Source organism: Bradyrhizobium sp. CSS354, assembly GCF_029051725.1.
In the GTDB taxonomy this organism is placed as follows: Bacteria; Pseudomonadota; Alphaproteobacteria; order Rhizobiales; family Xanthobacteraceae; genus Bradyrhizobium.
In genome coordinates, this window is sequence record NZ_JAACFU010000009.1 from 183,948 (window position 1) to 209,606 (window position 25,659).

Sequence of the window (25,659 nt, forward strand, 5' to 3'; positions counted from 1 at the left end):
GCGATGGGCGGGCCGTTCGCAATCCTGCAAAGGGAGGATGCGCCAGCGGACGAGCGCGAGAACGTGAACGTGCAATCACGCTGCTGACAAGGGCTTCGAAATGAACGCCGATCAACTTGCTGTTAACTCGCCGGCAACATCGCCCAGGCCGGACGGCGCGGCGGCCTTGCGGATCCGCGCCGTGATGCTGGGCGAACGCATCAATCCCTCCGGCCTCGAGATGGGGGCGACCGTCTCCTCGACGCCGGCCGCCTTCCGCGTTCATGCCGGCCTTGCGGTCATTTTCCGCTACGGCGTCGTGGTGCTGATCGGTCTCCTCCCATTGGAGGAGAAGGTACTGATCGACAGCCTGAAGACCCGCGTGATCGGCGAGCTCAGCCCCTACGAGGAGGAGATCGCGCATGCGCAACTCTGCAAGGACGAAAGCGCCGAGGCGATCCAGCCGGGAGGCCCGATCTGCCTCGCCAAATTCTCCGACGACCGGCTGCTGCTGATCGCGGACGCGCTTGCCAAGAGCACCTCGCTCGCGCGTGACGAGCGCCGCGTCGCCGCGGTCTTCGACGTGATCGAGCCGTTTGCGCGCATGCTCGCCGAGCAGGGCCGCACGCCGCCCCGGCGCAAGGGCATCCTGCAATTGATCGGCAATGCGCTTCTCGTCCAGCAGCGCGTGGCCGGCCGTGTTGCGGTGGCCGAGAAACCCGACGTGCTCTGGGAGAAACCCGAACTCGACCGGCTCTATGCTCGCCTTGAAGACGAGTACGAACTGAAGGAGCGCCTCGACACGCTCGAGCGCAAGCTCACCGCCGTGTCCGAGACCGCCAACGCGCTCACCGACATCATCGACACCCAGCGCTCGCTCCGCCTCGAGGTCGCGGTGGTGGTGCTGATCGTGATCGAGGTCGCGATCGGGTGTTTCCAGATTTGGTCGGGGACGCATTAGAACACGCGGGCCGCTGGATCAATTTACCCCGTGAGCGAGATGCTCGTGGCTGCGCCCTCGCCCCTTGCGGGAGAGGGCAGCACCGCAAGGAGACACAAACTCACAGGGGTGAGGGGTATTTCTCCGCATACTCACATGCATACGTGAGGGACGAAAGAACCCCTCATCTGGCGCTTCGCGCCACCTTCTCCCGCAAGGGGAGAAGGGAAGCAACGCCGATCCTACGCCGTTGATTACGAGCTGACGGCCCGCAGCACCGCCGCACAATGTCGTGCGATCATCAGTTCCTCATTCGTTGGAATGACGAAGACATCGACTGCGCTATCGCCATGGTTGATGCGCTCGCGCGCCGCAGCATTCGCAGCGGCATCGATGCGCACACCGAGCCAGTCGAGACGCTCACCGATCGCGCTGCGGATTTCCCCGGCATGCTCGCCGATGCCGCCGGTGAAGACCAGGCAGTCCAGCCCGGCAAGTGTCGTCGCCATCGCCGCCACCTCCTGCGCGGCGCGGAAGGTGAAGAGCTCGACCGCCTCCCGTGCCGCAGCTTCGCTGCTCGCAAGCAGCGTGCGCATGTCCGAAGCGATGCGGGAGACGCCGAGCAGGCCCGCTTCGTGATAGAGCAGGTGCTGGACATCTTCGACCGACATCTTCTCGTGCTGTTGCAGATAGAGCAGCACGCCCGGGTCGATCCTGCCGCAGCGCGTGCCCATCACCAACCCGTCGAGCGGCGTCAGTCCCATCGTGGTGTCGATGCTGCGGCCGTCGCGCAAGCCGCACAGGCTCGCGCCATTGCCGAGATGCGCGATCACGGTGCGCTTCGCAACGAGCCCCGGTGCGATTCCGGCGAGACGTCCCGCGACATATTCGAACGAGAGGCCGTGAAATCCGTAGCGCCGGACGCCGCGCTGTTCATAACGTCTCGGAATGGCGAAGCGGCTGGCGGGCGGCGCAATGCCGTGGTGGAAAGCGGTGTCGAAGCAGGCGATCTGCGTCAGGTCGGGCCTTATCGCCGTGATAGTGCGGACCGGCGCCAGACACCGCGGCTGGTGCAGCGGTGCCAGCGGCGTCAGGGCTTCAAGCTTTGCGGTGACATCGTCCGTCAGCTCGACCGGCGCGCAATAGTCCGGACCGCCATGGACGACGCGATGGCCGACGGCGCGCAAGCGATGGTCGCCGAAACGATCCTCGATGAAGCCGAGCACGTCGGCGAACAGATGATCGCTGTCCGCATCCGATGCTTCCCGCCGTTTCTCGAACAGGTCTTCGCCCGCGGGGCTCTTCACGACGAGCCGCGGCTGCGCTTCGTGCTCGTCGAGCAGGCCCTTGCAGAGCAGGGTGGGCTCGGCCGCCCAGATATCGAACAGGCCGAATTTGATGCTCGACGATCCCGAGTTGAGAACGAGAACCGTGTTCAACATGGCTGCCGTCAATCGCCTGCCTCCGCCGGCGTGTTGCCGCCGGCGCTGTTCTGCCAGACCCATTCCTGGATTTCCGGCATGTCCTCGCCGTATTCGCGCACATAGCGCGAATGCTCGATCAGCTTGTCGCGGAATTGCTGCTTCACCTGCGCCGCCTTGGTCGCGAGCCCCGGCACGCGCTCGATCGCCTCGATCGCGAGGTGATAGCGGTCGAGCTCGTTGAGCACGACCATGTCAAACGGCGTCGTCGTGGTGCCTTCCTCGGCAAAGCCGCGCACGTGCATGCCGGCGTGGTTGGTGCGGTTATAGGTCAGCCGGTGGATCAGATAGGGATAGCCGTGATAGGCGAAGATCACCGGCTTGTCGCGGGTGAACAGGCCGTCGAAGTCGCGGTCGGACAAGCCGTGCGGGTGCTGCTCCCTGGGTTGCAGCGTCATGAGGTCCACGACGTTGACAACGCGGATCTTCAGCTCGGGCAGCGCCTTGCGCAGCAGGTCGACGGCGGCGAGCGTCTCCAGTGTCGGCACGTCGCCGGCGCAGGCCATCACGACATCGGGCTCGCCATTCGCATCTTCGGTGCCGGCCCAGCTCCAGATGCCGATGCCGGCATCGCAATGCGTGGCTGCCTCCTGCATCGACAGCCATTGCGGCGCCGGCTGCTTGCCGGCGACGATGACGTTGATGCGGTCATAGGTACGCAGGCAATGATCGGCGATCCACAGCAGCGTGTTGGCGTCCGGCGGGAAGTAGATGCGAACGATGTCGGCCTTCTTGTTGGCGACGAGATCGACGAAACCGGGATCCTGATGGCTGAAGCCGTTGTGGTCCTGACGCCAGACATGCGAGGTGAGCAGGTAGTTGAGCGAGGCGATCGGGCGCCGCCACGGCAGATGCCGCGTCACCTTCAGCCATTTGGCGTGCTGGTTGAACATGGAATCCACGATGTGGATGAACGCCTCGTAGCAGGAGAAGAAGCCGTGCCGTCCGGTGAGCAGATAGCCCTCTAACCAGCCCTGACAGAGATGCTCGCTCAGGACTTCCATCACGCGTCCGTCCTGGGCGAGATGCACGTCGTAAGGTTTTGTCGGCTCCATCCAGACGCGTTCGGTGGCCTCGAACACCGCATCGAGCCGGTTTGACGCGGTTTCGTCCGGGCCCATGATGCGGAAATTGCGGGCCTCGGCGTTGAGGCGGATGACGTCGCGCAGGAATTTTCCGAGCTCGCGGGTTGCCTCCGCCGCGACGCCGCCCGGCTGAGCGACCTCGACGGCGAAGCTGCGGAAGTCCGGCAGCTTCAGCTCCTTCTTCAGAAGGCCGCCATTGGCGTGTGGATTGGCGCCCATGCGGCGATGGCCTTCGGGCGCGAGCGCCTGGAGCTCGGCAATGAGCGCGCCGTTCGCGTCGAACAGCTTTTCCGGCTCGTAGCTGCGCATCCACTCTTCGAGAATATTCAGATGCGCCGGGTTCTCGCGACAGTTCGCGACGGGCACCTGATGCGCACGCCAAAAACCTTCGACCTTCTTGCCGTCGACTTCCTTGGGGCCGGTCCAGCCCTTCGGGCTGCGCAGCACGATCATCGGCCAACGCGGGCGTTCGACGCTCTTGCGGCCGTCGCGGGCGTGCTGCTGGATCGACCGGATACTGGCGAGCGCGACGTCGAGCGCGTCCGCCATGATCTGGTGCATCAATTTGGGATCGTCGCCCTGGACGAACAGCGGCTCGTGCCCGAGCCCGCGGAAGAGATCGCGGATCTCGTCGTCGCGCATCCGCCCAAGCACGGTCGGATTGGCAATCTTGTACCCATTGAGATGCAGGATCGGCAGCACCGCGCCGTCATGCGCAGGATTGAGGAATTTGTTGGAATGCCAGGACGCCGCGAGCGGGCCGGTCTCGGCCTCGCCGTCGCCGACGACACAGGCGACGATCAGGTCGGGATTGTCGAATGCCGCGCCATAGGCGTGCACCAGCGCGTAACCGAGCTCGCCGCCTTCGTGGATCGAGCCCGGCGTTTCCGGCGCCGCGTGACTGGGGATGCCGCCGGGGAAGGAGAACTGCCTGAACAGCTTGCGCAGTCCGTCGGTATCGCGCGCGATATCGGGATAGATCTCGCTGTAGCTGCCTTCGAGATAAGTGTTGGCGACCATGCCGGGGCCGCCGTGGCCGGGACCGCAGACATAGATCATGCTCAGATCCAGCGCACGGATGACGCGGTTGAGATGGGCATAAATGAAGTTCAAACCGGGCGTCGTGCCCCAATGGCCGAGCAAACGCGGCTTGATGTGCTCGGGCCGTAACGGCTCGCGCAGCAGCGGGTTGTCGAGCAGGTAGATTTGCCCGACGGAGAGATAGTTCGCGGCGCGCCAATAGCGATCGAGGAGATCGAGGTCGCCGCTCGCGGCGGCCGATTGTTGTTGATTTGTCATATTCCTGCCGACCTTCACCCGGGATCGTCACCAACCGAGTTCCGGCGAGATCGATCCTTCGGCAGCATCAAACGGGATCGCCGTGACGCCACTGTTGCGTGAGGTCAAAAGCAAGCGCGCGAAGTTTGGGCAGCTCTACTGTGCATGGGATTGTTTTCACGATTTTTGTTTGCGTTCTTGATTTGTTCCTGCGGCGTGCTATCTTGGCTTCATGAGTCCAGCATCCTCTCATGCTCTCAAGCACCCGCCGGTCACGGCGCCCTCCGAGCCGGCGGGTGCGCCTTCTGACTTCCCTGAGCTGGCGGTCGCCATCGACCGCCAGCGCAGGCGAGGCCGGGGCGCGCAGTCCAACGCCAGCGGCCGCTTCGAGGCCGAGGCGCGCGTCGCATTCGACGATGGCTGGCAGAGTCTTGAAGAATTGCCGCCGTTCAAGACCAGTGTCGCGGTCGACACCTCGCGCAAGGTGATCACGCGCAACGATTCTCCCGACATCGGCTTCGACCGCTCGATCAATCCCTACCGCGGCTGCGAGCACGGCTGCGTCTATTGCTTCGCGCGGCCGACGCACGCCTATCTCGGCCTGTCGCCGGGGCTCGACTTCGAGTCGAAGCTGTTCGTGAAGCCCGAGGCGCCGGCGCTGCTCGAGAAGGAGCTTTCGGCGCCCGGCTACGAGCCGCGGATGATCGCGATCGGCACCAACACCGATCCCTATCAGCCGATCGAGCGCGAGCGCAAAATCATGCGCGGCATTCTGGAGGTGTTGGAGCGCGCCGGCCATCCCGTCGGGATCGTCACCAAGTCGGCGCTGGTGACCCGCGACATCGACATTCTCGCGCGCATGGCCAAGCGCAACCTCGCCAAGGTCGGGATCTCCGTGACCTCGCTCGATCCGAAATTGGCGCGCACAATGGAGCCACGGGCGTCAACGCCGCCGAAGCGGCTGGAGGCGCTGAAGCAGCTTTCCGAGGCCGGCATTCCGACCACCGTCATGGTCGCGCCCGTGATCCCCGCGCTGAACGATTCCGAGATCGAGCGCATCCTGGATGCCGCCGCCCATGCCGGCGTCAAGGAAGCCTCCTACGTGTTGCTGCGGTTGCCGCTCGAGGTGCGCGATCTCTTTCGCGAATGGCTGATGGCGAACTATCCGGACCGCTATCGCCACGTCTTCACGCTGATCCGCGACATGCGCGGCGGCCGTGACTACGACGCGAAATGGGGCGAGCGCATGAAGGGGACCGGCCCGATGGCCTGGACCATCGGTCGCCGCTTCGAGATCGCCTGCGACAGGCTCGGGCTGAACAAGCGGCGCCCCAAGCTGACGACGGATCATTTTGCCAAGCCGAAGCGGAACGGCGATCAGCTCAGCCTGTTCTGAGGGACGAAGTGGAAGAGGCGTCGTATGAGTCAGGAACTGGCAGCTCCAATCCCGCGGCTCACCGTCATCACGCTGGGCGTGAACGACATCCGCGCCAGCATTGCCTTTTACGACGCGCTCGGTTTCTCGCGCCGGCTGAAGGTGACCGGTGAGGCCGTTGCGTTCTATGATACTGGCGGTCCGGTGCTCGCGCTCTTTCCGTGGGATCAGCTCGCGGTCGACGCCAAATTGCCTGATCACCCGAGGCCATCGACGTTCCGCGGCATGACGCTCGCATGGAACTGCCGCGCGCGTGAGGAGGTGGACGCGGTGCTGGCTTTCGCCGTCGGCAAGGGAGCCGCGCTGCTGAAGGCCGCGCATGAGACCGATTACGGCGGCTATTCCGGCTATTTCGCCGATCCTGACGGCCATCCATGGGAAGTCGTGGTCGCGCCCGGCATCGAGGTAGGCGAGGACCGGCGGGTGCATCTGGCGGAATAGGGCGGCTGACTTGAATAACGGGAATTGTCCGAGGTTCCCGGTTGCGCAGGCCATGCCGCTTGCGCACGATCCCGGCCATGATTCGGGATCAATCCGCCAAGAAGCCGGTCAAAGACGCGCCCAAGAAGGCTGCGCCTGAGAACAAGAAGGCTGCGCCTAAGAACGACAAGGCTGCGCCTAAAAAAATTTCCAAGGCGCTGGCGGGCACAAAGGGCGCCATCATCGTCTCCCCAAGCTTCCGCCGCGAGCGCGCGCTGATCAAGCGTGGCGTCTGGCCGGTGGCAGGCTGCGATGAGGCCGGCCGCGGGCCGTTGGCCGGTCCTGTGGTGGCGGCGGCGGTGATTCTCGATCCCGACCGCATCCCGCGCGGCATCGATGATTCCAAGCGCCTGACGGCCGAGGAGCGCGAAAGGCTGTTCGACAAGATCTGCGCCACAGCCCAGGTCTCGGTGGCAGTCGCCTCGCGCGCCCGCATCGACCGCGACAACATCCTGCGCGCCTCGCTGTGGGCACTGAAGCGCGCCGTGGTGGCGCTGCCCGAACAGCCCCGGCATGTCTTCGTCGACGGCCGCGACCGGCTCGATACGGAATGCGATTGCGAGGCCGTGATCGGCGGCGACGGCATCGTCCTATCGATCGCAGCGGCCTCGATCATCGCCAAGGTGACGCGGGACCGCCTGATGTGCGCACTGGCTCAGGACTGTCCCGGCTACGGTTTCGAGCAGCACAAGGGCTACGCCGTGCCCGAGCACCTCGATGCGCTCAACCGCCTCGGCCCCACCGTCCACCACCGCAGCTTCTTCGCCCCCGTCGCCGCCGCACGCGCCAAGCACATGCCCTGGACGGTCGAGCCGGCGCAGGATCTGTTTGCGGTGACCGAGATCGAGCTGCAGGTGGATACGGGCTTGGAAGTCGACGCGTCGGCCAATCTCTAGCCGAGACTCGGTTGCCACGACGCGTCACGCCCTTTATCAAAACAGTCGTCAGCGAATAGGGCCGGCTTGACGGGTTGGCTGCATCTTTCGGACGTTGCATGCGGTTTACCTCCCTGGTCATCGAGCTCATTCGCGCGCGGCCGCGGCTGATCGTCTGGATCGTCGTGCTGCTCCAGGCCGCGATGTGGCTGTTCGTGGCGCTGGTGTTTTATCGCAGCCCGCCCGGCAGCCTCGCGACCCTGCTGGCCTTCGGCCGCGAATACCAGGTCGGCACTGATTTGGGCCCGCCCTTGCCGATCTGGCTCGCCGACATCGCCTATCGCGCCGCCGGCGGCCACGTGTTCGGCGTCTATGTCCTGGCCGAGCTCTGCGGGATCGCGACCCTCATCACGCTCTATCATCTCTCCCGCGCGGTGGTCGGCCCCCAGCAGGCAGTGCTGGCCGTGCTGCTGACCATGACGCTGCTGGCCTTCTCCTCGCCCACACTCGACTTCAGCCCCCTGGTGCTGGCGCGGCCACTCTGGGCGCTGCTGCTGCTGCACTCCTGGCAGATCATCGGACAGCGCCGCGGCAACGCCTGGTTCGCCTGGTCGATCGAGGCCGGCCTCTTGCTGCTGACGACGCCGGCTGCGATCTTCCTGCTGCCCCTGATCGTCGTCTTCGCGCTCGCCACCGCGGGTGGCCGCCGTACATTGCGCGCATTCGACCCGCTGTTTGCGCTGGTGGTCGTCGCGGTGCTGGCTTTGCCGTATGCCGTGTGGCTGATGCGGGCCGAGGCACTCGTCCTGCCGGCCTTGCCTGCGGTCAGCGAGCTCAATGCCCGCGCACTGCACGCGGCCTGGCTGCTCGGGGGTCTTCTGCTCGGCGCGGCGGCGATCCCGGCTCTGACGGTCCTCAACACCGGCTTGTTCGTTCCCAAGAGCGAGGAGGCGCCGATCATCTTCCGCCCGCCGGTCGAGCCGCTCGCGCGCAATTTCGTCTATTTCTTCGCACTCGCGCCGGCGCTTGGCGCGGTGCTGATCTCCGGTCTGCTGGGCCTCGACGCCGTCGTCGGCGGCGCCGGCGTCGTGCTGGTCTTGACGGGGCTTGCCGTGGTCGTGGGGGCCGGCGACCTCATCGCGATGCGTCGCGCGAGAATGCTGCGGATGGTCTGGGCGGCCGCCGTCATCGCGCCCGCAATCGGCGTCGTGCTCGCCGTCCTGCTCCTGCCGTGGACCGGTGCCAATGAGATCGCGACCTCGATGCCGGCGCGGGCGATTTCGGACTTCTTCGACGAGAGCTTTGCCCGCCGCACCAATCATCGTCTGCGTGCGGTCGCCGGCGAGACCCAGCTTGCGAGCTTGATCACGCTGCATTCCGGCCGGCCGCATCTCTTCATCGATGCCGAGCCCGCGCGCACGCCCTGGATCAATCAGGCCAAATTCACCGAGACCGGCGGCGTCGTGGTCTGGCGGGCCTCCGATACCGCCGGGACGCCGCCGCCGGACATCCTCGCGCGCTTTCCGGGCATCGTCCCGGAAGTCCCGCGCGCCTTCGAATGGCTGGTGACCGGACGCCAGCAACTCCTGCGTATCGGCTGGGCCATCGTGCGGCCGAAGGGGGCGTAGTCGCTCCCTCTTTCCGTCGTCATTGCGAGGAGCGCTTGCGACGAAGCAATCCAGAGTCCCTCCGCGGAAGGATTCTGGATTGCTTCGCTGCGCTCGCAATGACGGGGAGAGGTCATACGGCTCCTTACGCGCCCGCCAGCACCTTCGCGATCGCGCGCAGATCCTGCCAGGCCAGCCGCTTGTACGACGGCGAGCGCAACAGATAGGCGGGGTGGAAGGTCGGCAGCGCGCGGATGGTGCGCGCGTCCGTCTCGTAGTCGAACCAGCGGCCGCGGGTACGCATGATGCCTTCGCGGGTCGACAGCAGCGTCTGCGTCGAGGGATTGCCGAGCGTCACAAGCACATCCGGATTCACCAGCTCGATCTGGCGCTGGATGAACGGCAGGCAGATTTGCGTTTCCTGCGGCGTCGGCGTGCGATTGCCGGGCGGCCGCCAGGGGATCACGTTGGCGATGTAGGCGGTGCTGCGGTTGAGGCCTATGGCTCCTATCATCAAATCGAGCAGCTTGCCGCTACGTCCGACGAAGGGCAGCCCCTCGATGTCCTCGTCGCGGCCCGGTGCCTCGCCGACGAACATGATGCGCGCCTGCGGATTACCGTCGGCGAAAACCAACCGTGTCGCTGTGTGCTTCAGCGCGCAGCCGTCAAAGCTCTGCATCAGCTCGCGTAGCGCCTCCAAGGTCGGCGCGGTGCGTGCGGCCTCGCGCGCCGAGGCGATCGCGATGTCGGGCGCGGGTGCCGCCTCGCCGCGGATGACCGCGGGAGCCGCAACCGGCCGTGGCGCCTCGAGCGGAGGTGCGGCGCGCGGGGCCGGAGGCGGGGCGTCGACTTCCGCCAGGCGGTCAATCGGTTCCTCCACGAGCGCGCAATCGACACCCGCCTCCAGATAGAAGGCGAGAAGCTCTCGGACGGTGGGCGCGGGTTCGGGGATCATTTGGAAAGTCAGACTTTTATATCAGTTTGGAGCGCCTTGCACCCCGGCGGAACGCGATTCCGAGGTTGTCCTACCCGGAAAAATCGGAAACAAGAGGGCGCAATCGACCAAGGACCGTCTCAAGGGCTGAGATCAGATGAGCACCGAAGAACTACCCCCGCGCGAATCCATGGAATTCGACGTCGTCATCGTCGGCGCCGGCCCCTCGGGCCTGGCTGCGGCGATCCGGCTGAAGCAGATCAATGCCGATCTCAATGTCGTCGTGGTGGAAAAGGGCTCCGAGGTCGGTGCGCATATTCTCTCCGGCGCCGTGATCGACCCGGCCGGGCTCGACAAGCTGATCCCGGACTGGCGCGAGGATTCCGATTGTCCGCTCAAGACGCAGGTCAAGGACGATCGCTTCTACTGGATGACGGGCGGCGGTGCGATCAGGCTGCCGAACTTCATCATGCCGCCTCTGATGGACAACCATCACTGCTATATCGGCTCGCTCGGCAATGTCTGCCGCTGGCTCGCGCGCAAGGCAGAGGCGCTCGGCGTCGAGATCTATCCGGGCTTTGCCGCCGCCGAAGTGCTCTATGACGAGCAGGGCGCGGTGAAGGGCATCGCCACCGGCGACATGGGCATCGGCCGGGACGGCAAGCCGAAGGACTCCTTTACCCGTGGCATGGAATTGCTTGGCAAGTACACGCTGTTCGCGGAAGGCGCGCGCGGCAGCCTGACCAAGCAGCTCATCGCGAAGTTCGCGCTGGATACCAAGAGCGAGCCTGCGAAGTTCGGCATCGGGCTCAAGGAAGTCTGGCAGATCGACCCCGCCAAGCACCAGAAGGGCATGATCCAGCATTCGTTCGGCTGGCCACTCGATCTGAAGACCGGCGGAGGCTCGTTCCTCTATCACTACGACGACAACCTCGTTGCCGTCGGCTTCGTCGTGCATCTCAACTACGACGATCCGTATCTGTCGCCGTTCGACGAGTTCCAGCGTTTCAAGACCCATCCGTCGATCCGCTCCACCTTCGAAGGTGCCAAGCGGCTCGCTTATGGCGCACGCGCCATCACCGAGGGCGGCTATCAGTCGGTGCCGAAACTCAGCTTCCCCGGCGGCGCGCTGATCGGCTGCGCGGCCGGCTTCGTCAACGTTCCCCGCATCAAGGGCGTGCACAACGCGATGGGCACGGGCATGCTCGCCGCCGAGCACGTTGCGTCAGCCATTGCCGCCGATCGCGCCAACGACGAGATCGTCGACTACGAGAATGCCTGGCGCTCCTCCTCGGTCGGCAAGGATTTGTTCCTGGTCCGCAACGTCAAGCCGCTGTGGTCGAAGTTCGGCACGGTGCTCGGCGTTGCGCTCGGCGGCTTCGACATGTGGTGCAACACGCTGTTCGGCGGCTCGCTGTTTGGCACCCAGTCGCATGCGAAGCCCGATCGCGCGACGCTCGATCCGGCCAAGACCCACGCGCCGAGGGCCTACCCGAAGCCGGACGGCAAGATCTCCTTCGACAAGCTTTCGTCGGTGTTCCTGTCCAATACCAATCATGAGGAGGATCAACCGGTCCATCTCAAGGTCACGGACATGAACCTCCAGAAAACCTCCGAGCACGACGTGTTCGCCGGTCCCTCGAATCGTTATTGCCCGGCCGGCGTCTATGAGTGGATCGAGGAAGGTTCGGGCCCGCGCTTCCAGATCAACGCCCAGAACTGCGTCCACTGCAAAACCTGCGACGTGAAGGATCCCAACGGCAACATCACCTGGGTTCCCCCGGAGGGCGGCGGCGGTCCAAACTACGAGGCGATGTAGGCGGGGTCAGCAAGCCACGATCCATGTGACCCAAGCCCAATGTGACCAATATTGCGTGACATTGGCCCTATGACGCACGTTCGCGTGAGAACCCGGCCGCGGTCGCGGTCCGTGGTCACGATAAGGCCATACTGGCGGCGTCTTGGGGCGCTCTTGACCGGTGACTTGGCCGATTTGGGGCGTGCGGAGGCGATCGCCCGGCCCGAATCCTTGCGGTGAAGCGCCAAAAGCGGCATTGTCGGCCCGACAGTTCCGGGTCCCCATGCCACCGGCCGCGTTCGCATGCGATACGGCCTTCTGCAAACCCAGGCACTACCAACTCAAGGCGAGCCCTGATGCTTTCAAATCGTTTCAACCGTTGGACTGTTGCCGCCATTGCCCTCATGGGCTCAGCGATCGCGACGGTCCCCGGCGCGGTCCTGGCGCAGACGCCGGATCATCCGTCCGACACGGCGGCGCAGTTTCCGACCCGAAACGATCTGAAGGCGCTGACCACTTCCGGCAGCTATCTCGCCGCCCGCCACGCCAGCGTCGAGCGCGATGCGGCCTCTGCCGCCGCGTTCTATCGCTCGGCCCTGCGCACCGATCCCAAGAACAACGAGCTGCTCGACCGCGCCTTCATCTCCTCGGTTGCAGACGGCGACATCGATGAGGCCGTCAAGCTCGCCGAGCGCATCCTGACCATCGACAAGACCAACCGCGTTGCACGCCTCGTCGTCGGCGTGCACGATCTCAAGTTCAAGAAGTATGCGGCCGCGCAGACCAACATCAACCAGTCGATCCGCGGTCCGATCACCGATCTCGTCGCCACGCTGCTGTCGGGCTGGGCCGCCTATGGTGCGGGCGATGCCAAGGGCGGCGTCGCCGCCATCGACAAGCTGGCCGGTCCGGAATGGTATCCGCTGTTCAAGGACCTCCACGCCGGCATGATCCTCGAGCTCGCCGGCAAGGAGAAAGACGCGGGCACCCGGTTCGAGCGTGCCTACAAGCTCGACGATTCCATGCTGCGCGTCACCGAGGCCTATGCGCGCTGGCTGTCGCGCAACAAGGACTCGGCCGCCGCGACCACGGTCTACCAGGCTTTCGACAAGAAGCTCGCCCGCCATCCGCTGATCGTGGAAGGGTTGCGCGACACCAAGGCCGGCAAAAAGATGCCGCCGCTGGCCGATAGCGCGCAAGCCGGCGCCGCAGAAGCACTCTACGGCATCGGCGCCACGCTGACCCGCCGCGGCGGCGAGGATCTGGCGCTGGTCTATCTCCAGCTCTCGCTCTACCTCCAGCCAACCCATCCCCTGGCGCTGCTCTCGCTCGCCGATCTCTATGAATCGGTGAAGCGGCCGCAGATGGCGATCAAGGTCTATGAGCGGGTGCCGTCGTCCTCGCCGCTCAAGCGCAACGCCCAGATCCAGCTCGCCATCGATCTGGATTCCGCCGACCGCACCGAGGAGGCGATCAAGATCCTCAAGGGCGTCACCACTGAGGACTCCAAGGATCTCGAAGCGATCATGGCGCTCGGCAACATCGAGCGCGGCCGCAAGAAGTTTGGCGAATGCGGCGCAACCTATTCGCAAGGCGTCGACGTGCTGCCGGCCGGCAACGACAAGGCCAACAGCGTCTGGTACTATTATCGCGGCATCTGCGAGGAGCGCTCCAAGCAGTGGGGCAAGGCCGAAGCCGACATGAAGAAGGCGCTCGAGCTGCAGCCCGACCAACCGCACGTCCTCAACTATCTCGGCTATTCCTGGATCGACCAGGGCATCAATCTCGACGAAGGCATGAAGATGATCAAGCGGGCGGTCGAGCAGCGCCCGGATGACGGCTACATCGTCGATTCCCTCGGCTGGGCCTATTACCGCATCGGCAATTACGAAGACGCGGTGAAGAACCTCGAGCGCGCCATTGACCTCAAGCCCGAGGATCCCACCATCAACGACCACCTTGGCGATGCCTATTGGCGCGTCGGCCGCACGCTGGAAGCCAAGTTCCAGTGGGCCCACGCCCGCGATCTCAAGCCCGAAGCGGATGAGCTTCCGAAGATCGAGGCCAAGATTGCAAACGGTATGACCGACGACAATTCGAACTCCTCGGCTGCGCAGGCGGAGAAGGAGAAGAAGAAGGACGACGGCAAGGGCGGCTGAGTGAGTTGAAGTTGGGGGCGTGTCGTCAATGCCGGCGTTGATTGAAGAAGGGCGCGCGAAGGTCAATCTGAGCCTTCGTGTGGTAGGCCGTCGTACCGATGGCTATCATGATCTCGAAAGCGTCGTCGCCTTTGCCGACTGCGCCGACCGGCTCACGCTGGAGCCCGCCGGCGAGCTGAAGCTCACCACGACGGGGCCGCTCGCGGCGGCTTGCGGCGATATGGCCGACAACCTCGTGTTCAAGGCGGCCAAGCTCCTGGCCGAAGCCGTCCCGAACCTGAAGCTGGGCGCCTTCGCGCTCGACAAGGTGCTCCCGGTTGCGGCCGGTATCGGCGGCGGCTCGGCCGACGCCGCGGCGGCGCTGCGGTTGTTGGCGCGTCTCAACAATCTGGAACTCGACGACCCGCGGCTGCAGAAGGTTGCGCTTGCGACCGGTGCCGACGTGCCGGTGTGTCTGTTCTCGCGCGCCTGCGACATGACCGGTGTCGGCGAGCAGCTGCTGCCCTTGATGCTGCCGAGCATGCCCTGCGTGATGGTCAATCCGCGCGTGCCGGTCGCGACCAAGGATGTGTTTCAGGCGCTGGGCCTGCGCAACGGCGAGCTCCTGGTCGGCGCCACGTCCGTCTTCGACGCCCCGGCCTGGCCGGGCGAGGGCGCCTCCATTGACGATTGGGTCGACACGCTCAAGGCCGTCGCCAACGACCTCGAAGCGCCTGCGATGCGCATCGAGCCGGTGATTGGGGACGTGCTGGAAGCCTTGCGTGGCTCCGCCGGCGTCAAGCTCGCCCGCATGTCCGGCTCGGGTGCGACGTGCTTTGCGATCTATGGCACATCTGCTGAGGCGCATGCCGCCGCTGAGAAGATCCGGAGGGGTCATTCCGGCTGGTGGGTGCACTCGGGGACGTTGAGCTAAGCCAGCCCGAGAAACTCCCGGATCTCACTCAACACCTCCTGCGGCTTGTCATGTTGCAGCCAGTGTCCGGCCCCGGCGATGGTCTCGACGCGCGCCTGCGGAAAGTAGCGCTCCAGGCCCGCGGCCCTCGCGCCAGCCAGAAAGCTTTCGCCGGCATTCAAGAGCAGGGTCGGACAGGTGATGCGCGACCACAGCGCGATGTGATCGTCCGGCCAGAGCCGGTGCGGCGCAGAGGCGCGCTGGTAGGGATCGAACTTCCAGCTATAGGTGCCGTCCTCGTTCTGCCGCGCGCCGTGGGTGGCGAGATGCAGCGCGAGGTCGCGGGACAGTCGCTTGTTGTGAAGGACCATCTGCGCCGCCGCGTCTTCGAGGGTCGAATAGCGGCGCGGTGCGCGGTCGTGCAGCTTGTCGAGCTGACCGACCCATTTGCCGATGCGCTCATGCACCGGCTGTTTTGGTGTATCCGGCAACATCGTGACGCCGTCGAGCACGACCAGCTTCGAGACCTGTTCGGGGAATGCCCCTGTAAAGATGAGGCTGACCATGCCGCCCATGGAATGGCCGATGAGAGTGACTTGAGGTGCTGCGATGGCACGGACGAGCTGGACCAGATCGTACACATACTCCGTCAGCGCGTAGCTGCCGCCTTTTGTCCAGTCGGAATCGCCGTGACCGCGCAGGTCGGGTGCGAGCACGTGAAAGTGCGGCTGTAGCGACCGGGCGATGACGTCCCAGCTCCGGCAGTGATCGCGGCCGCCATGAACCAGGATGGCGACGGGCGCGCCGTCGTTGCCCCAGTCGGCATAATGCAGCCGCAGACCGTGAGACTCGTAAGTGCGGCTTTGCGGAGCGAGCATGGTGGCGCTATCCATTCACGGGCCGTCGGGCCAGTGCGAGCGACAGGCCGAGCCCTGCGATGAAGACGCCGGAGCCCTGGGTGAGACGTCGCATCAGGTGCGGCCTTCCGATCAACTGCGTGCGTGTCGCGGAAGCCATCAGCACCACCACGATGTCGGCGAGCGTGTTCAGCGTCACCGAGATCGCACCCAACGTGATGAATTGCAGCGTCGGGCTCGATCCCGTCGGGTCAAGGAACTGCGGAATGAAGGCGAGGAAGAATGCGGCGGTCTTCGGGTTCAGCGCCTCGACCAGCACGCCGTCGCGAAAGGCGCGCTTGTCGCCGACCGGCTCGCTGTCGAATGACAGCACACGACCGGCGCTGCGAAATGTCCTGATCCCGAGCCAGACCAGATAGAGTGCGCCGACAAATTTCACGGCGGCGAACAGCTCGGCGCTGGCAAGGATGATCGCGGAGATGCCGAGGCTGCCCGCGACCACATGAACCAGCCCGCCGAGCGCGGTGCCCGCGGTCGATGCAAAACCGCTGGCGCGCCCTTCCGACAAGGTCCGTGCCGCCACGTAGAAAATACCGGGGCCGGGAATGGCGGCGATGAGACAAGCGGCGGCCAGGAACAGCCAGAAATTCGTGTTGATCATCCTGCTTTGGTAGCGATGCTTGCCGCGATTGCAAGGCCCGTCAATTAAGGCCCGTCGTTTAGCCCATCCGGCGGAAGATCACGCTGGCATTCACCCCGCCGAAGCCGAACCCGTTCGAGATCGCGTGCTGCATCGGCATCGGGCGCGCCACACCGGCGACGATGTCGATGCCGTCAGCGCCGGGATCAGGGTTTTCGAGATTGAGCGTCGGCGGCGCGATCTGGTCGCGCAGGGCGAGCACGGTGAAGACCGCTTCCAGTCCACCGGCAGCACCGAGCAGATGGCCGGTGGCCGATTTGGTCGCGCTCACGGCGATGCCGCGATTGCGGCCGAACAGCGCGGCAATCGCGCCAAGCTCGCTCTCGTCGCCGGCCGGCGTCGATGTCGCATGCGCGTTCAGATGCTGCAAATCCGCGGGCGCAAGCTTGGCCTGCCGGAGCGCGATCTCCATCGCGCGCCGGGCGCCGTCGCCGTCAGGCGGACCCGACGTCATGTGATAGGCGTCGGCGGTCGTACCGTATCCGACGATCTCCGCGATCGGCGTCGCGCCACGCGCCAACGCATGCTCCAGCTCTTCGATCACCAGGATGCCGGCGCCTTCGCCCATGACAAAACCGTCGCGGTCGCGGTCGAACGGGCGCGAGGCGCGCGCGTCATTGAACCCGCTCGACAGAGCACGGGCCGCAGCAAAGCCGCCGAGGCTGACGATGTCGATGCAGGCTTCCGCGCCGCCGCAGATCGCCACATCAGTCTCGCCCGCGCGGATCATCCGCGCAGCATCGCCGATCGCCTGAACGCCGGCGGCGCAGGCCGTGACCGGTGTGCCCAGCGCTCCCTTGTAGCCATATTTGATCGAGATGTGGCCGGCGGCGAGATTGGCGAGGAAGGAGGGGATCGTGAACGGCGACAGCCGGCGCGGGCCGCGGTGTTCGGTGATGCGCACCGCCTCCGCCATGGCCGGAAAACCGCCGACGCCGGAGGCGATGATCGTCGCGGTTCGTTCCTGCGCCGCCGCGTCCTGCGGCATCCAGCCTGCCTGCGCCACAGCTTCTGCGGTGGCGAGCAGCGCGAACAGGATGAAGCGGTCCATCTTGCGCTGGTCTTTCGGCGCGGCGGCCTGCGCGGGATCGAAGCCGCCGTCCGCGTCATCGGCCTTGTCGGGCACGAGGCCGGCGATGCGTGCGGGCAGCGCCTGCGACCATTCCGGCAACGGGCGCAGCCCGCTTTGGCCGGCCAGTAGCCGGCGCCAGGACAGTTCGACACCGCAGCCAAGCGGCGACACCGCGCCCATTCCCGTCACGACGATACGACGCATGTCAGTCTCCAGCCGGCGCGACGGCCGGGTTCATGGCTTTGAGCGAGATCAGCCGCTTGCGCATGACACGGCTGGCGCGGGGACCCGCGATAATGACCGCATTGGTGAGCGTGATCGGCTGCATGTCGGCGGCATCGACCACGACCGGATTAAAGGGGCGACGATTGCGCCGGTTCGCGAGCAGGATGGCTTCGCCCTTCGGGGCGAGATGCTTGTTGCCCCAGGCGAGCAGGGTTGCGATCACGGGGAAGAAGTCCCGCGCCTTGTCCGTCAGCACATATTCATAGCGCGGAGGCCGTTCATTGTAGCGGCGGCGGACGAACATGCCGCTTTCGGTGAGATGGGCCAACCGCCGGGACAGGATGTTCGGCGCGATCCCGAGGCTTTGCGAAAACTCGTCGAACTTCGTTGCGCCCTGGAACGCATCGCGGAGGATCAAAATGCTCCACCATTCGCCGACCGTCTCCACGGCGCGGCCGACCGGACATTCCTGGATGGAGGGGGATTTGGGCTGCATGAGGGGAAGGTAGGAGAGTTACTTGCAAAATGCAAGTTAGCAGGCGAACCGTTGGAATACTCCGACGGAGGTGTGCCGCAAGACGGCGCATAGGATTTGAATGCAAGTTGGAAGGCGGCCCTCGCACACCTAGCTCGTCATTGCGAGCGCAGCCAAGCAATCTAGAGTCCCTCTGCGGGAAGATTCTGGATTGCTTCGCTGCGCTCGCAATGACGCTGTTGATGCAGTGGTGGCGCGTACCTCAACGATGTCGTCCCGGCGAAGGCCGGGACCCATACCCACGACTGTTGTTGTGATGCACGATGGTGGCCACAGCCGCTAAGACAACGCTGACCGGGGTAATGGGTCCCGGCCTTCGCCGGGACGATACTGAGGGTGTAGTTACCAGCAAGCGCTAAGGATGCGAGAAGCTAATGCGACCGTGCCAGGCAGAACGCCACAACCTGCTCCAGCGCGCTCTTCATCGGAGAGGACGGAAACAGCGCGAGCGCATCAACGGCCATGGCGCCGTAGTGCTGGGCGCGGCTCCGGGTGTCTTCGAGCGCACGATGCTTGTTCATCAACCCGATGGCGTGGTCGAGGTCGGTGTCGCCGATCTCGCCGCGCTCGAGCGCGCGGATCCAGAAGGCGCGCTCGGTGTCGTTGCCGCGGCGGAAGGCGAGCACGACCGGCAGCGTGATCTTGCCCTCGCGGAAATCGTCGCCGGTGTTCTTGCCGAGCTTGGCGCTCTTGCCGCCATAGTCGAGCACGTCGTCAACGAGCTGGAAAGCGATGCCGAGATTCATGCCGACCGAGCGGCAGGCGGTCTGCTCCGCCTTGGGGCGGTTGGCGATCACGGGGCCCACTTCGCAGGCGGCGGCGAACAGCTCGGCGGTCTTGCCGCGGATCACGGCGAGATATTCGTCCTCGGTGGTCGCGGTGTTCTTGGCGGCGGCAAGCTGCATCACCTCGCCCTCGGCGATGGTCGCGGCGGCCGCGGAGAGAATGTCGAGCGCGCGGAGCGAGCCGACCTCGACCATCATGCGGAAGGCCTGGCCGAGCAGGAAATCGCCGACCAGCACGCTCGCCTCATTGCCCCAGAGCATGCGCGCCGACAGCTTGCCCCGGCGCATCTCGCTCTCGTCGACGACGTCGTCATGGAGCAAGGTGGCGGTATGCATGAACTCGACGCTGGCGGCGAGCTTGATATGACCGTCGCCGGTGTAGCCGGCGAGGTTGGCCATGGCCAGCGTCAGCATCGGCCGCAGGCGCTTGCCCCCGGAGGAGATCAAATGGTTGGCGACCTCCGGGATCATGGTCACGTCCGAACCGGTCCGCGACAGGATCGTGGCGTTGACGCGCTCCATGTCTCCGGCGACAAGGGCAACCAGCTCTTCGATCGACGCGCCGGGAGTTTCGAAAGGTACGATGACGGCCACGCCGGTCTCCAATATTTGCCCCGGAAGGGCTATTCTGATGGAAAGACAATAGAAACTGGACGGGGATGCGGCAAGGGCCGTGGAACCATTGACATTTGGCGCTTAATCCCCGTCAGGCAGGAGGCCTGTGTTTTGCGAGAACTGGTTCGGACCAACGATATGGTGCTGGTGTCGGCGATCGGCGCGCTGCTCGACGGCGCCAACATCCATCATCTGGTGCTGGACCAGAACATGAGCATCATCGAGGGCTCGCTCGGCATTTTGCCGCGGCGGATCCTGGTCCATGAGGACGACGCCCTCGAGGCCCGGCAGCTCCTGACCGAGGCCGGCCTCAGCCACGAACTGCGCGGCGATGAGTGAAGCGCTGGCAGACCTCACCGAGGACGCCTTTCTTGGCGGGCAATTGCGGCTGAAGCAGAAGCGGTCCGGCCATCGCGCCGGGCACGACGCCATTCTGCTCGCGGCGGCGACGGAGGCGAGGGCGGGCGACCGTGTCGTCGATCTCGGCGCCGGCATCGGCACGGCGGGCCTTGCGTTGGCTCGGCGCGTTGCGGGGATCAGGCTCGGCCTGGTCGAGATCGATCCCGAGCTGGCGGAGCTTGCGCGCGCCAATGCGGCAGCGAATGCGATTGCCGCCGAGACGATCGTGCTCGACGTCACCGCGGACGCGCAGGCCTTCGTAGCCAGCGGGCTCGCGCCGGACAGCGTCGACGTGGTGCTGATGAACCCGCCCTTCAACGATCCCGCTCGCCATCGCGGTTCGCCCGATCAGGCGCGCCAGATCGCGCATGTGGCGACGGATGAGACGCTGAATGCCTGGGTGCATGCGGCGCGGCGCATCCTCCGATCGAATGGCGCGCTGACATTGATTTGGCGCGCAGATGGGATCGCGGAGGTTCTGGCGGCGCTGTCTCGCGGCTTCGGCAGCCTCGCGATTCTGCCGGTTCACGGTGAAGCCGGGCGGCCTGCGATCCGCGTGCTGGTGCGCGCGATCAAGGGCGGGAGGGCCCCGGCACGATTGTTGCCGGGCCTCATGCTCAACGAGGAGTCACGCGTGCCGAAAAAAGAGGTGATGGATATTCTGGAGGGAAGAGCGGTTCTACCCCTGGTGGAACCGTGCTGAGCTATTGCGGAAGCGATTCCGACTGCTGCTCTTGGGGAGTCGTCAAGCGGATCGCCATGAACAGCGCACCGATCAGCAGCATCAGCAGATAGATTTTCATGGTGTTCTCCGCTGGCCCATTGCAGCCTCTCAACGGGGTTTCTGCAAAACACGTTCCGGGCCCTTCCAATGACAGTCGCGTGATAAGAAATGGTTAATCAGAGGTAACGGCATGGCCGAACAATTGAACGATCGTGAGAGTTCCGGCCTGGCCGACAAGCTCATGCAATATCTGCCGGCGCGCTTCCGTCCCGGCACGGCCGTGGTGCCGGTGGTGCGGCTGTCCGGTGTGATCGGCGCGGTGACGCCGCTGCGCCCAGGTATGACGCTCGCGACCGTTTCGCGGGTGCTGGAGCGGGCGTTTTCGACGCGCAACGCCAAGGCGGTGGCGCTGGTGATCAATTCACCCGGCGGCTCGCCGGTGCAGTCGCGCCAAATCTACCTGCGCATCAAGCAACTCGCGGCGGAGAAGAAGCTGCCGGTGCTGGTGTTCGTCGAGGATGTAGCGGCCTCCGGCGGCTACATGATCGCCTGTGCCGGCGACGAGATCATCTGCGATCCGTCCTCGATCCTTGGTTCGATCGGCGTGGTCGGCGGCAGCTTTGGTTTCCAGGAGGCGATCAAGCGGCTCGGCATCGAGCGGCGCCTCTACACCGCCGGCGCGCACAAGGCGATGCTCGACCCGTTTCTTCCTGAAAACCCCGACGACGTCGCCAAGCTGAAGGCGCTCCAGCGCGAGATCCATCAGATCTTCATCGCGCTGGTGAAGGAAAGCCGCGGCGCACGCCTGAAGGGCTCCGACGACACGCTGTTCACGGGCGAATACTGGGCCGGCGAGAGTTCGATCGCGCTGGGGCTCGCCGACAGCATCGGCGATCTCCGCTCAACTCTTCGTGCCCGCTTTGGCGAGAAGGTTCTCACCCCCGTGATTGCCCAACCAACCGGTCTGCTCTCCGGCCTTTTGGGCCGGAAATCGCCCGGCGCGGGGCAGCTTTCGGCCATGGAATCAATGGCCGGCCTGCCGGACGACCTGATCTCGGCAGTCGAGACGCGGGCGATCTGGGCGAAATTCGGGTTCTAGATGGAGCCCTGCCGCGCCATTTGGCCCCAAGGAGACTTGAAGCCGAGCCAATTGCGGCGCGGCCCGGTCTGCGCAAGAATGTGCGTGGGGGCTGAGCACTGAACAAGGAACGACCGATGCCGCCGTTCGTCGCATTCGCGGGCGTCCTGGGCGGGCTTGCCGTGGTCCGCTGGGCCTACAAGACCGCTGTCAGGATCAACCAGGAGCTGGAGGAGATGCGCCTCTCGCGCGTCGCCGAGGCCGCCCATATGGGAGCCGTCCAGACCCTGAAACAGGATCCCGTGACTGGAGCCTATCGGCCGGGTTAGTTGGTGCAGTCGTCATGGCCGGGCTTGTCCCGGCCATCCGCGTCTTGCCTGACGCACGAAGAACGTGGATGCCCGGGACAAGCCCGGGCATGACGGACAACTGGGCCCGAATCCACCCCCTTTGCCTTGATTCCCACCCCTGCCGTCGATACGGTCCCGCGCGATTCAACCCCCCGCGAGAGCCCGATCTGACGATGGACGCCTCCTTGCCCGCCCATATGCGCCCGGAACGCTCGTTCCAGGGTTTTATCCTCGCGCTCCAGCGGTTCTGGGCCGAGCAGGGCTGCGTGATCCTGCAGCCCTATGACATGGAGATGGGCGCGGGTACCTTCCATCCGGCGACGACGTTACGCGCACTCGGGCCAAAGCCCTGGAATGCGGCCTATGTGCAGCCCTCGCGGCGGCCCAAGGACGGCCGCTACGGCGCGAATCCGAACCGGCTGCAGCACTACTACCAGTTCCAGGTGATCATGAAGCCGTCGCCGCCGAACCTTCAGGAGCTGTACCTGAAGTCGCTCGCCGCGATCGGCATCGATTCCGCCATGCACGACATTCGCTTCGTCGAGGACGATTGGGAGAGCCCGACGCTGGGCGCCTGGGGCCTCGGCTGGGAGTGCTGGTGCGACGGCATGGAAGTCAGCCAGTTCACCTATTTCCAGCAGGTCGCGGGTGTCGAATGCGCGCCGGTCGCGGGCGAACTCACCTATGGGCTCGAGCGGCTCGCGATGTACGTGCAGGGCGTCGATCGCGTCTACGACCTCAACTTCAACGGCCGCGACGGTGACGCCAAGGTCACCTATGGCGATGTCTTCCTGCAGGCCGAGCGGGAATATTCGAAACACAATTTTGAGATCGCGGACACCGCGATGCTGTTCGAGCAATTCAAGATGGCTGAAAGCGCGTGCAGAAAGTACCTAGAAGCTGGCTGGAAGGACGGCAAGCGCGAGGCCCATCTGATGTCGCTGCCGGCCTATGACCAGTGCATCAAGGCGAGCCATGTGTTCAACCTGCTCGACGCGCGCGGCGTGATCTCGGTGACCGAGCGGCAGAGCTACATTCTTCGCGTGCGCGAATTGGCAAAAGCTTGCGGCGAGGCCTGGATCCATACTGAAGCGGGCGGAGCTGGCTGATGCCCGATCTTTTGCTTGAACTGTTTTCCGAAGAAATCCCCGCGCGCATGCAGGCCAAGGCGGCGGAGGATTTGCGCCGCATGGTCACCGACAAGCTCGTCGCCGAAGGTCTCGTCTACGAAGGCGCCAAGGCGTTCGCGACGCCGCGCCGCCTCGCGCTGACCGTGCACGGCATCCCTGCGCGCCAGCCTGACCTGAAGACCGAACGCCGTGGACCGAAGATCGGCGCGGCCGATGCCGCCGTGCAGGGTTTTCTGAAAGCGACGGGTTTGACGTCGCTGGATGAGGCCAAGATCCAGCGCGACCCGAAGGGCGACTTCTACATCGCGCTGATCGAGAAGCCCGGCCGCGACGCCATCGATGTGCTCGCGGAAATCCTTCCCGTCATCATCCGCACCTTCCCCTGGCCGAAATCGATGCGCTGGGGCGCGCGCTCCGGCAAACCAGGATCGCTGAGCTGGGTGCGCCCGCTGCACGCGATCATTGCGACGTTCGGGCTCGAAACCGAAGAGCCCGATGTCGTCAAATTCTCGGTGGACGGCATCGAGGCCGGCCAGACCACCTACGGCCATCGCTTCATGGCACCTAGCGCGATTTCCGTGCGCCGCTTCGAAGACTACGAAGCGAAGCTGAAGGCGGCAAAAGTCATCCTCGATCCGCAGGCGCGCAAGGACATTATCTTTGCCGACGCCAAGGAGCTGACCTTCGCGCAAGGGTTCGAACTGGTCGAGGACCAGGTGCTGCTCGATGAGGTTTCGGGCCTCGTCGAATGGCCCGTCGTCATGATGGGATCCTTCGAAGCGGAATATCTCGCGATCCCCGATGAGGTGATCCGCGCCACCATCCGCAACAACCAGAAGTGCTTCGTCGTCAAAGATCCCAAGACGGGCAAGCTGACCAACAAGTTCGTCCTCACGGCGAACATCGAGGCGCCCGACGGCGGCAAGACCATCGTCGCCGGCAACGAGCGCGTGATCCGTCCGCGCCTGTCGGATGCGAAGTTCTTTTATGAGACGGATCTGAAGACGAAGCTGGAAGACCGGCTGCCGAAGTTCGAGCAGATCGTGTTTCACGAGAAGCTCGGCACCCAGGCCGCGCGCATCAAGCGGATCGAATGCCTCGCCGCCGAGATCGCCCCGCTGGTCGGCGCCGATGTCGCCAAGGCGACGCGCGCCGCGCATCTGGCGAAGGCGGATTTGCTGACCGAAGTCGTCGGCGAATTCCCCGAGGTGCAGGGCCTGATGGGCAAGTACTACGCGCTCGCGCAGGGCGAGGATGCCTCCGTCGCCGCGGCCTGCGAGGAGCACTACAAGCCCCAAGGGCCAGCTGATCGCGTGCCAACCGATCCGGTCAGCGTCGCAGTGGCGCTCGCGGACAAGCTCGACACGCTCGTTGGCTTCTGGGCCATCGATGAGAAGCCGACGGGAAGCAAGGACCCCTATGCGTTGCGTCGCGCGGCGCTGGGTGTGATCAGGCTGATCGCTGAGAACGCACTGCGTCTGTCGATCATGAAGATGGCGGCGTCCGCACTCGCCGGCTTGTCCTTGAAGCCTGCCGATGCGCAGAAGCTTCCGAGCGACCTGCTTGCCTTCTTCGCCGATCGCCTCAAGGTCCAACTCCGCGAGCAAGGCGCGCGGCACGATCTCGTCGACGCCGTGTTCGCGCTCGGCGACCAGGACGACCTTCTGATGATCGTCCGCCGCGTCGAGGCGCTCGGCAAATTCCTCGAGTCCGAGGACGGTAAGAACCTGCTCGCCGGCATCAAGCGCGCCAGCAATATCCTCGGCATTGAGGAGAAGAAGGACAAGCGCACGTTCGACGGGGCGCCCGATGCCGCGCTCTACGGTCTCGGCGAGGAGAAGGCGCTGGCCAAGGCGATCGGCGAAGTGAAGGCGGAGGCAAGCGCTGCTGTCTCCAAGGAAGACTTCGCGGCTGCGATGAGCGCGATGGCAAAGCTGCGCCCGCCGGTCGATGCGTTCTTCGAGAAAGTTCGCGTCAACGACGAGGATGCGAAGGTGCGTGAGAACCGCCTGAAGCTGCTCAACGAAATCCGCAGCGCCACGCGTGCGGTGGCGGATTTCTCGAAGATCCAGGATTGAGCGCGGTCTCGCGGCCGCCAACACTGTCATTCCGGGCTCGCGCTTCGCGCGCCCCGGAATGACGAAAGCACAAAAATGCCCCGCCCGGCGGGGGGAGGACCGGGCGGGGCCTGATGTCCGACTAAACTGCTCGCGTCAGCCTGATTGATGTGACGCGCCGGACACCTA

Annotated in this window: 22 protein-coding genes; 14 read left to right on the forward strand and 8 right to left on the reverse strand. The window is 65.1% G+C overall.

The window, feature by feature from the left end:
- The first annotated feature begins 100 nt into the window (after positions 1-100).
- Entirely contained in the window at positions 101-940 is an 840-nt protein-coding gene (locus tag GWG67_RS22975) for an RMD1 family protein (protein ID WP_275171577.1), read from the forward strand.
- Positions 941-1,173: 233 nt separating this feature from the next.
- On the opposite strand, the gene GWG67_RS22980 is transcribed toward GWG67_RS22975, so the two are convergent.
- Entirely contained in the window at positions 1,174-2,361 is a 1,188-nt protein-coding gene (locus GWG67_RS22980; RefSeq protein WP_275171578.1) for an acetate/propionate family kinase, read from the reverse strand.
- A gap of 8 nt (positions 2,362-2,369) precedes the next feature.
- On the reverse strand, positions 2,370-4,784 hold the full coding sequence (locus tag GWG67_RS22985) for a phosphoketolase (protein ID WP_275171580.1): 2,415 nt from the start codon (positions 4,782-4,784) through the stop codon (positions 2,370-2,372).
- Positions 4,785-4,995: 211 nt separating this feature from the next.
- Here GWG67_RS22985 and GWG67_RS22990 point away from each other — a divergent pair, with 211 nt between their 5' ends.
- From GWG67_RS22990 to GWG67_RS23005, 4 genes are all read left to right on the forward strand, one after another.
- Positions 4,996-6,159 (forward strand): PA0069 family radical SAM protein, encoded by a 1,164-nt coding sequence (locus tag GWG67_RS22990; protein ID WP_275171581.1) that lies wholly within the window; start codon positions 4,996-4,998, stop codon positions 6,157-6,159.
- A gap of 24 nt (positions 6,160-6,183) precedes the next feature.
- A complete protein-coding gene (locus GWG67_RS22995) occupies positions 6,184-6,639 on the forward strand; it encodes a VOC family protein (RefSeq protein WP_275171583.1) in 456 nt (151 codons plus the stop codon).
- Positions 6,640-6,716: 77 nt separating this feature from the next.
- Positions 6,717-7,574, forward strand: coding sequence for a ribonuclease HII (locus GWG67_RS23000; protein WP_275171585.1), 858 nt, complete (start codon positions 6,717-6,719; stop codon positions 7,572-7,574).
- Positions 7,575-7,672: 98 nt separating this feature from the next.
- Complete coding sequence (locus GWG67_RS23005; RefSeq protein WP_275171586.1) at positions 7,673-9,181, forward strand: glycosyltransferase family 39 protein; 1,509 nt, start codon at positions 7,673-7,675, stop codon at positions 9,179-9,181.
- 124 nt (positions 9,182-9,305) lie between these two features.
- On the opposite strand, the gene GWG67_RS23010 is transcribed toward GWG67_RS23005, so the two are convergent.
- Positions 9,306-10,115, reverse strand: a complete 810-nt coding sequence (locus GWG67_RS23010) for a uracil-DNA glycosylase family protein (RefSeq protein WP_275171587.1) — start codon at positions 10,113-10,115, stop codon at positions 9,306-9,308.
- A 136-nt stretch (positions 10,116-10,251) separates the two neighbouring features.
- Here GWG67_RS23010 and GWG67_RS23015 point away from each other — a divergent pair, with 136 nt between their 5' ends.
- The 3 genes from GWG67_RS23015 to GWG67_RS23025 all read left to right on the forward strand — a co-directional run bounded on the left by GWG67_RS23015 (position 10,252) and on the right by GWG67_RS23025 (position 14,964).
- Positions 10,252-11,913 (forward strand): electron transfer flavoprotein-ubiquinone oxidoreductase, encoded by a 1,662-nt coding sequence (locus GWG67_RS23015; protein ID WP_275171588.1) that lies wholly within the window; start codon positions 10,252-10,254, stop codon positions 11,911-11,913.
- A 335-nt stretch (positions 11,914-12,248) separates the two neighbouring features.
- Complete coding sequence (locus GWG67_RS23020; RefSeq protein WP_275171590.1) at positions 12,249-14,051, forward strand: tetratricopeptide repeat protein; 1,803 nt, start codon at positions 12,249-12,251, stop codon at positions 14,049-14,051.
- A 28-nt stretch (positions 14,052-14,079) separates the two neighbouring features.
- Entirely contained in the window at positions 14,080-14,964 is an 885-nt protein-coding gene (locus GWG67_RS23025; RefSeq protein ID WP_275171591.1) for a 4-(cytidine 5'-diphospho)-2-C-methyl-D-erythritol kinase, read from the forward strand.
- Here GWG67_RS23025 and GWG67_RS23030 read toward each other — a convergent pair.
- From GWG67_RS23030 to GWG67_RS23050, 5 genes are all read right to left on the reverse strand, one after another.
- Positions 14,961-15,821, reverse strand: coding sequence for an alpha/beta fold hydrolase (locus tag GWG67_RS23030; protein WP_275171593.1), 861 nt, complete (start codon positions 15,819-15,821; stop codon positions 14,961-14,963). The two genes, GWG67_RS23025 and GWG67_RS23030, sit on opposite strands and share 4 nt — an antisense overlap.
- 7 nt (positions 15,822-15,828) lie before the next feature.
- A complete protein-coding gene (locus tag GWG67_RS23035; protein WP_275171595.1) occupies positions 15,829-16,461 on the reverse strand; it encodes a LysE family translocator in 633 nt (210 codons plus the stop codon).
- Between the two features lie 58 nt (positions 16,462-16,519).
- Positions 16,520-17,776 carry a beta-ketoacyl-ACP synthase II gene (gene fabF / locus GWG67_RS23040; RefSeq protein WP_275171597.1) on the reverse strand — a complete coding sequence of 419 codons (1,257 nt, stop codon included), beginning with the start codon at positions 17,774-17,776 and terminating at the stop codon, positions 16,520-16,522.
- A 1-nt stretch (position 17,777) separates the two neighbouring features.
- Positions 17,778-18,293 carry a helix-turn-helix domain-containing protein gene (locus GWG67_RS23045; RefSeq protein ID WP_275171598.1) on the reverse strand — a complete coding sequence of 172 codons (516 nt, stop codon included), beginning with the start codon at positions 18,291-18,293 and terminating at the stop codon, positions 17,778-17,780.
- A 410-nt stretch (positions 18,294-18,703) separates the two neighbouring features.
- Positions 18,704-19,711 carry a polyprenyl synthetase family protein gene (locus GWG67_RS23050; RefSeq protein WP_007594965.1) on the reverse strand — a complete coding sequence of 336 codons (1,008 nt, stop codon included), beginning with the start codon at positions 19,709-19,711 and terminating at the stop codon, positions 18,704-18,706.
- Between the two features lie 132 nt (positions 19,712-19,843).
- Between GWG67_RS23050 and GWG67_RS23055 the strand changes: the two genes are divergently transcribed.
- The 6 genes from GWG67_RS23055 to glyS all read left to right on the forward strand — a co-directional run bounded on the left by GWG67_RS23055 (position 19,844) and on the right by glyS (position 25,491).
- Entirely contained in the window at positions 19,844-20,071 is a 228-nt protein-coding gene (locus GWG67_RS23055; RefSeq protein WP_007594964.1) for a DUF2007 domain-containing protein, read from the forward strand.
- Positions 20,064-20,834, forward strand: coding sequence for a tRNA1(Val) (adenine(37)-N6)-methyltransferase (locus GWG67_RS23060; RefSeq protein WP_275171599.1), 771 nt, complete (start codon positions 20,064-20,066; stop codon positions 20,832-20,834). Before GWG67_RS23055 ends, GWG67_RS23060 begins: the two co-directional genes overlap by 8 nt.
- 211 nt (positions 20,835-21,045) lie before the next feature.
- The gene (locus GWG67_RS23065) at positions 21,046-21,954 is read left to right on the forward strand and encodes a S49 family peptidase (RefSeq protein ID WP_275171601.1); all 909 of its coding nucleotides are present in this window, start codon (positions 21,046-21,048) and stop codon (positions 21,952-21,954) included.
- Between the two features lie 116 nt (positions 21,955-22,070).
- Complete coding sequence (locus tag GWG67_RS23070; protein ID WP_085352613.1) at positions 22,071-22,262, forward strand: hypothetical protein; 192 nt, start codon at positions 22,071-22,073, stop codon at positions 22,260-22,262.
- Between the two features lie 194 nt (positions 22,263-22,456).
- The gene (locus GWG67_RS23075) at positions 22,457-23,392 is read left to right on the forward strand and encodes a glycine--tRNA ligase subunit alpha (RefSeq protein ID WP_275171603.1); all 936 of its coding nucleotides are present in this window, start codon (positions 22,457-22,459) and stop codon (positions 23,390-23,392) included.
- On the forward strand, positions 23,392-25,491 hold the full coding sequence (glyS, locus tag GWG67_RS23080; RefSeq protein ID WP_275171605.1) for a glycine--tRNA ligase subunit beta: 2,100 nt from the start codon (positions 23,392-23,394) through the stop codon (positions 25,489-25,491). Before GWG67_RS23075 ends, glyS begins: the two co-directional genes overlap by 1 nt.
- Positions 25,492-25,659: the final 168 nt, after the last annotated feature.

Coding starts and splice junctions, on each gene's coding strand:
- GWG67_RS22975 (WP_275171577.1), top strand. CDS start 101: ATGAACGCCGATCAACTTGCTGTTAACTCGCCGGCAACATCGCCCAGG.
- GWG67_RS22980 (WP_275171578.1), bottom strand. CDS start 2,361: ATGTTGAACACGGTTCTCGTTCTCAACTCGGGATCGTCGAGCATCAAA.
- GWG67_RS22985 (WP_275171580.1), bottom strand. CDS start 4,784: ATGACAAATCAACAACAATCGGCCGCCGCGAGCGGCGACCTCGATCTC.
- GWG67_RS22990 (WP_275171581.1), top strand. CDS start 4,996: ATGAGTCCAGCATCCTCTCATGCTCTCAAGCACCCGCCGGTCACGGCG.
- GWG67_RS22995 (WP_275171583.1), top strand. CDS start 6,184: ATGAGTCAGGAACTGGCAGCTCCAATCCCGCGGCTCACCGTCATCACG.
- GWG67_RS23000 (WP_275171585.1), top strand. CDS start 6,717: ATGATTCGGGATCAATCCGCCAAGAAGCCGGTCAAAGACGCGCCCAAG.
- GWG67_RS23005 (WP_275171586.1), top strand. CDS start 7,673: ATGCGGTTTACCTCCCTGGTCATCGAGCTCATTCGCGCGCGGCCGCGG.
- GWG67_RS23010 (WP_275171587.1), bottom strand. CDS start 10,115: ATGATCCCCGAACCCGCGCCCACCGTCCGAGAGCTTCTCGCCTTCTAT.
- GWG67_RS23015 (WP_275171588.1), top strand. CDS start 10,252: ATGAGCACCGAAGAACTACCCCCGCGCGAATCCATGGAATTCGACGTC.
- GWG67_RS23020 (WP_275171590.1), top strand. CDS start 12,249: ATGCTTTCAAATCGTTTCAACCGTTGGACTGTTGCCGCCATTGCCCTC.
- GWG67_RS23025 (WP_275171591.1), top strand. CDS start 14,080: ATGCCGGCGTTGATTGAAGAAGGGCGCGCGAAGGTCAATCTGAGCCTT.
- GWG67_RS23030 (WP_275171593.1), bottom strand. CDS start 15,821: ATGCTCGCTCCGCAAAGCCGCACTTACGAGTCTCACGGTCTGCGGCTG.
- GWG67_RS23035 (WP_275171595.1), bottom strand. CDS start 16,461: ATGATCAACACGAATTTCTGGCTGTTCCTGGCCGCCGCTTGTCTCATC.
- fabF (WP_275171597.1), bottom strand. CDS start 17,776: ATGCGTCGTATCGTCGTGACGGGAATGGGCGCGGTGTCGCCGCTTGGC.
- GWG67_RS23045 (WP_275171598.1), bottom strand. CDS start 18,293: ATGCAGCCCAAATCCCCCTCCATCCAGGAATGTCCGGTCGGCCGCGCC.
- GWG67_RS23060 (WP_275171599.1), top strand. CDS start 20,064: ATGAGTGAAGCGCTGGCAGACCTCACCGAGGACGCCTTTCTTGGCGGG.
- GWG67_RS23065 (WP_275171601.1), top strand. CDS start 21,046: ATGGCCGAACAATTGAACGATCGTGAGAGTTCCGGCCTGGCCGACAAG.
- GWG67_RS23070 (WP_085352613.1), top strand. CDS start 22,071: ATGCCGCCGTTCGTCGCATTCGCGGGCGTCCTGGGCGGGCTTGCCGTG.
- GWG67_RS23075 (WP_275171603.1), top strand. CDS start 22,457: ATGGACGCCTCCTTGCCCGCCCATATGCGCCCGGAACGCTCGTTCCAG.
- glyS (WP_275171605.1), top strand. CDS start 23,392: ATGCCCGATCTTTTGCTTGAACTGTTTTCCGAAGAAATCCCCGCGCGC.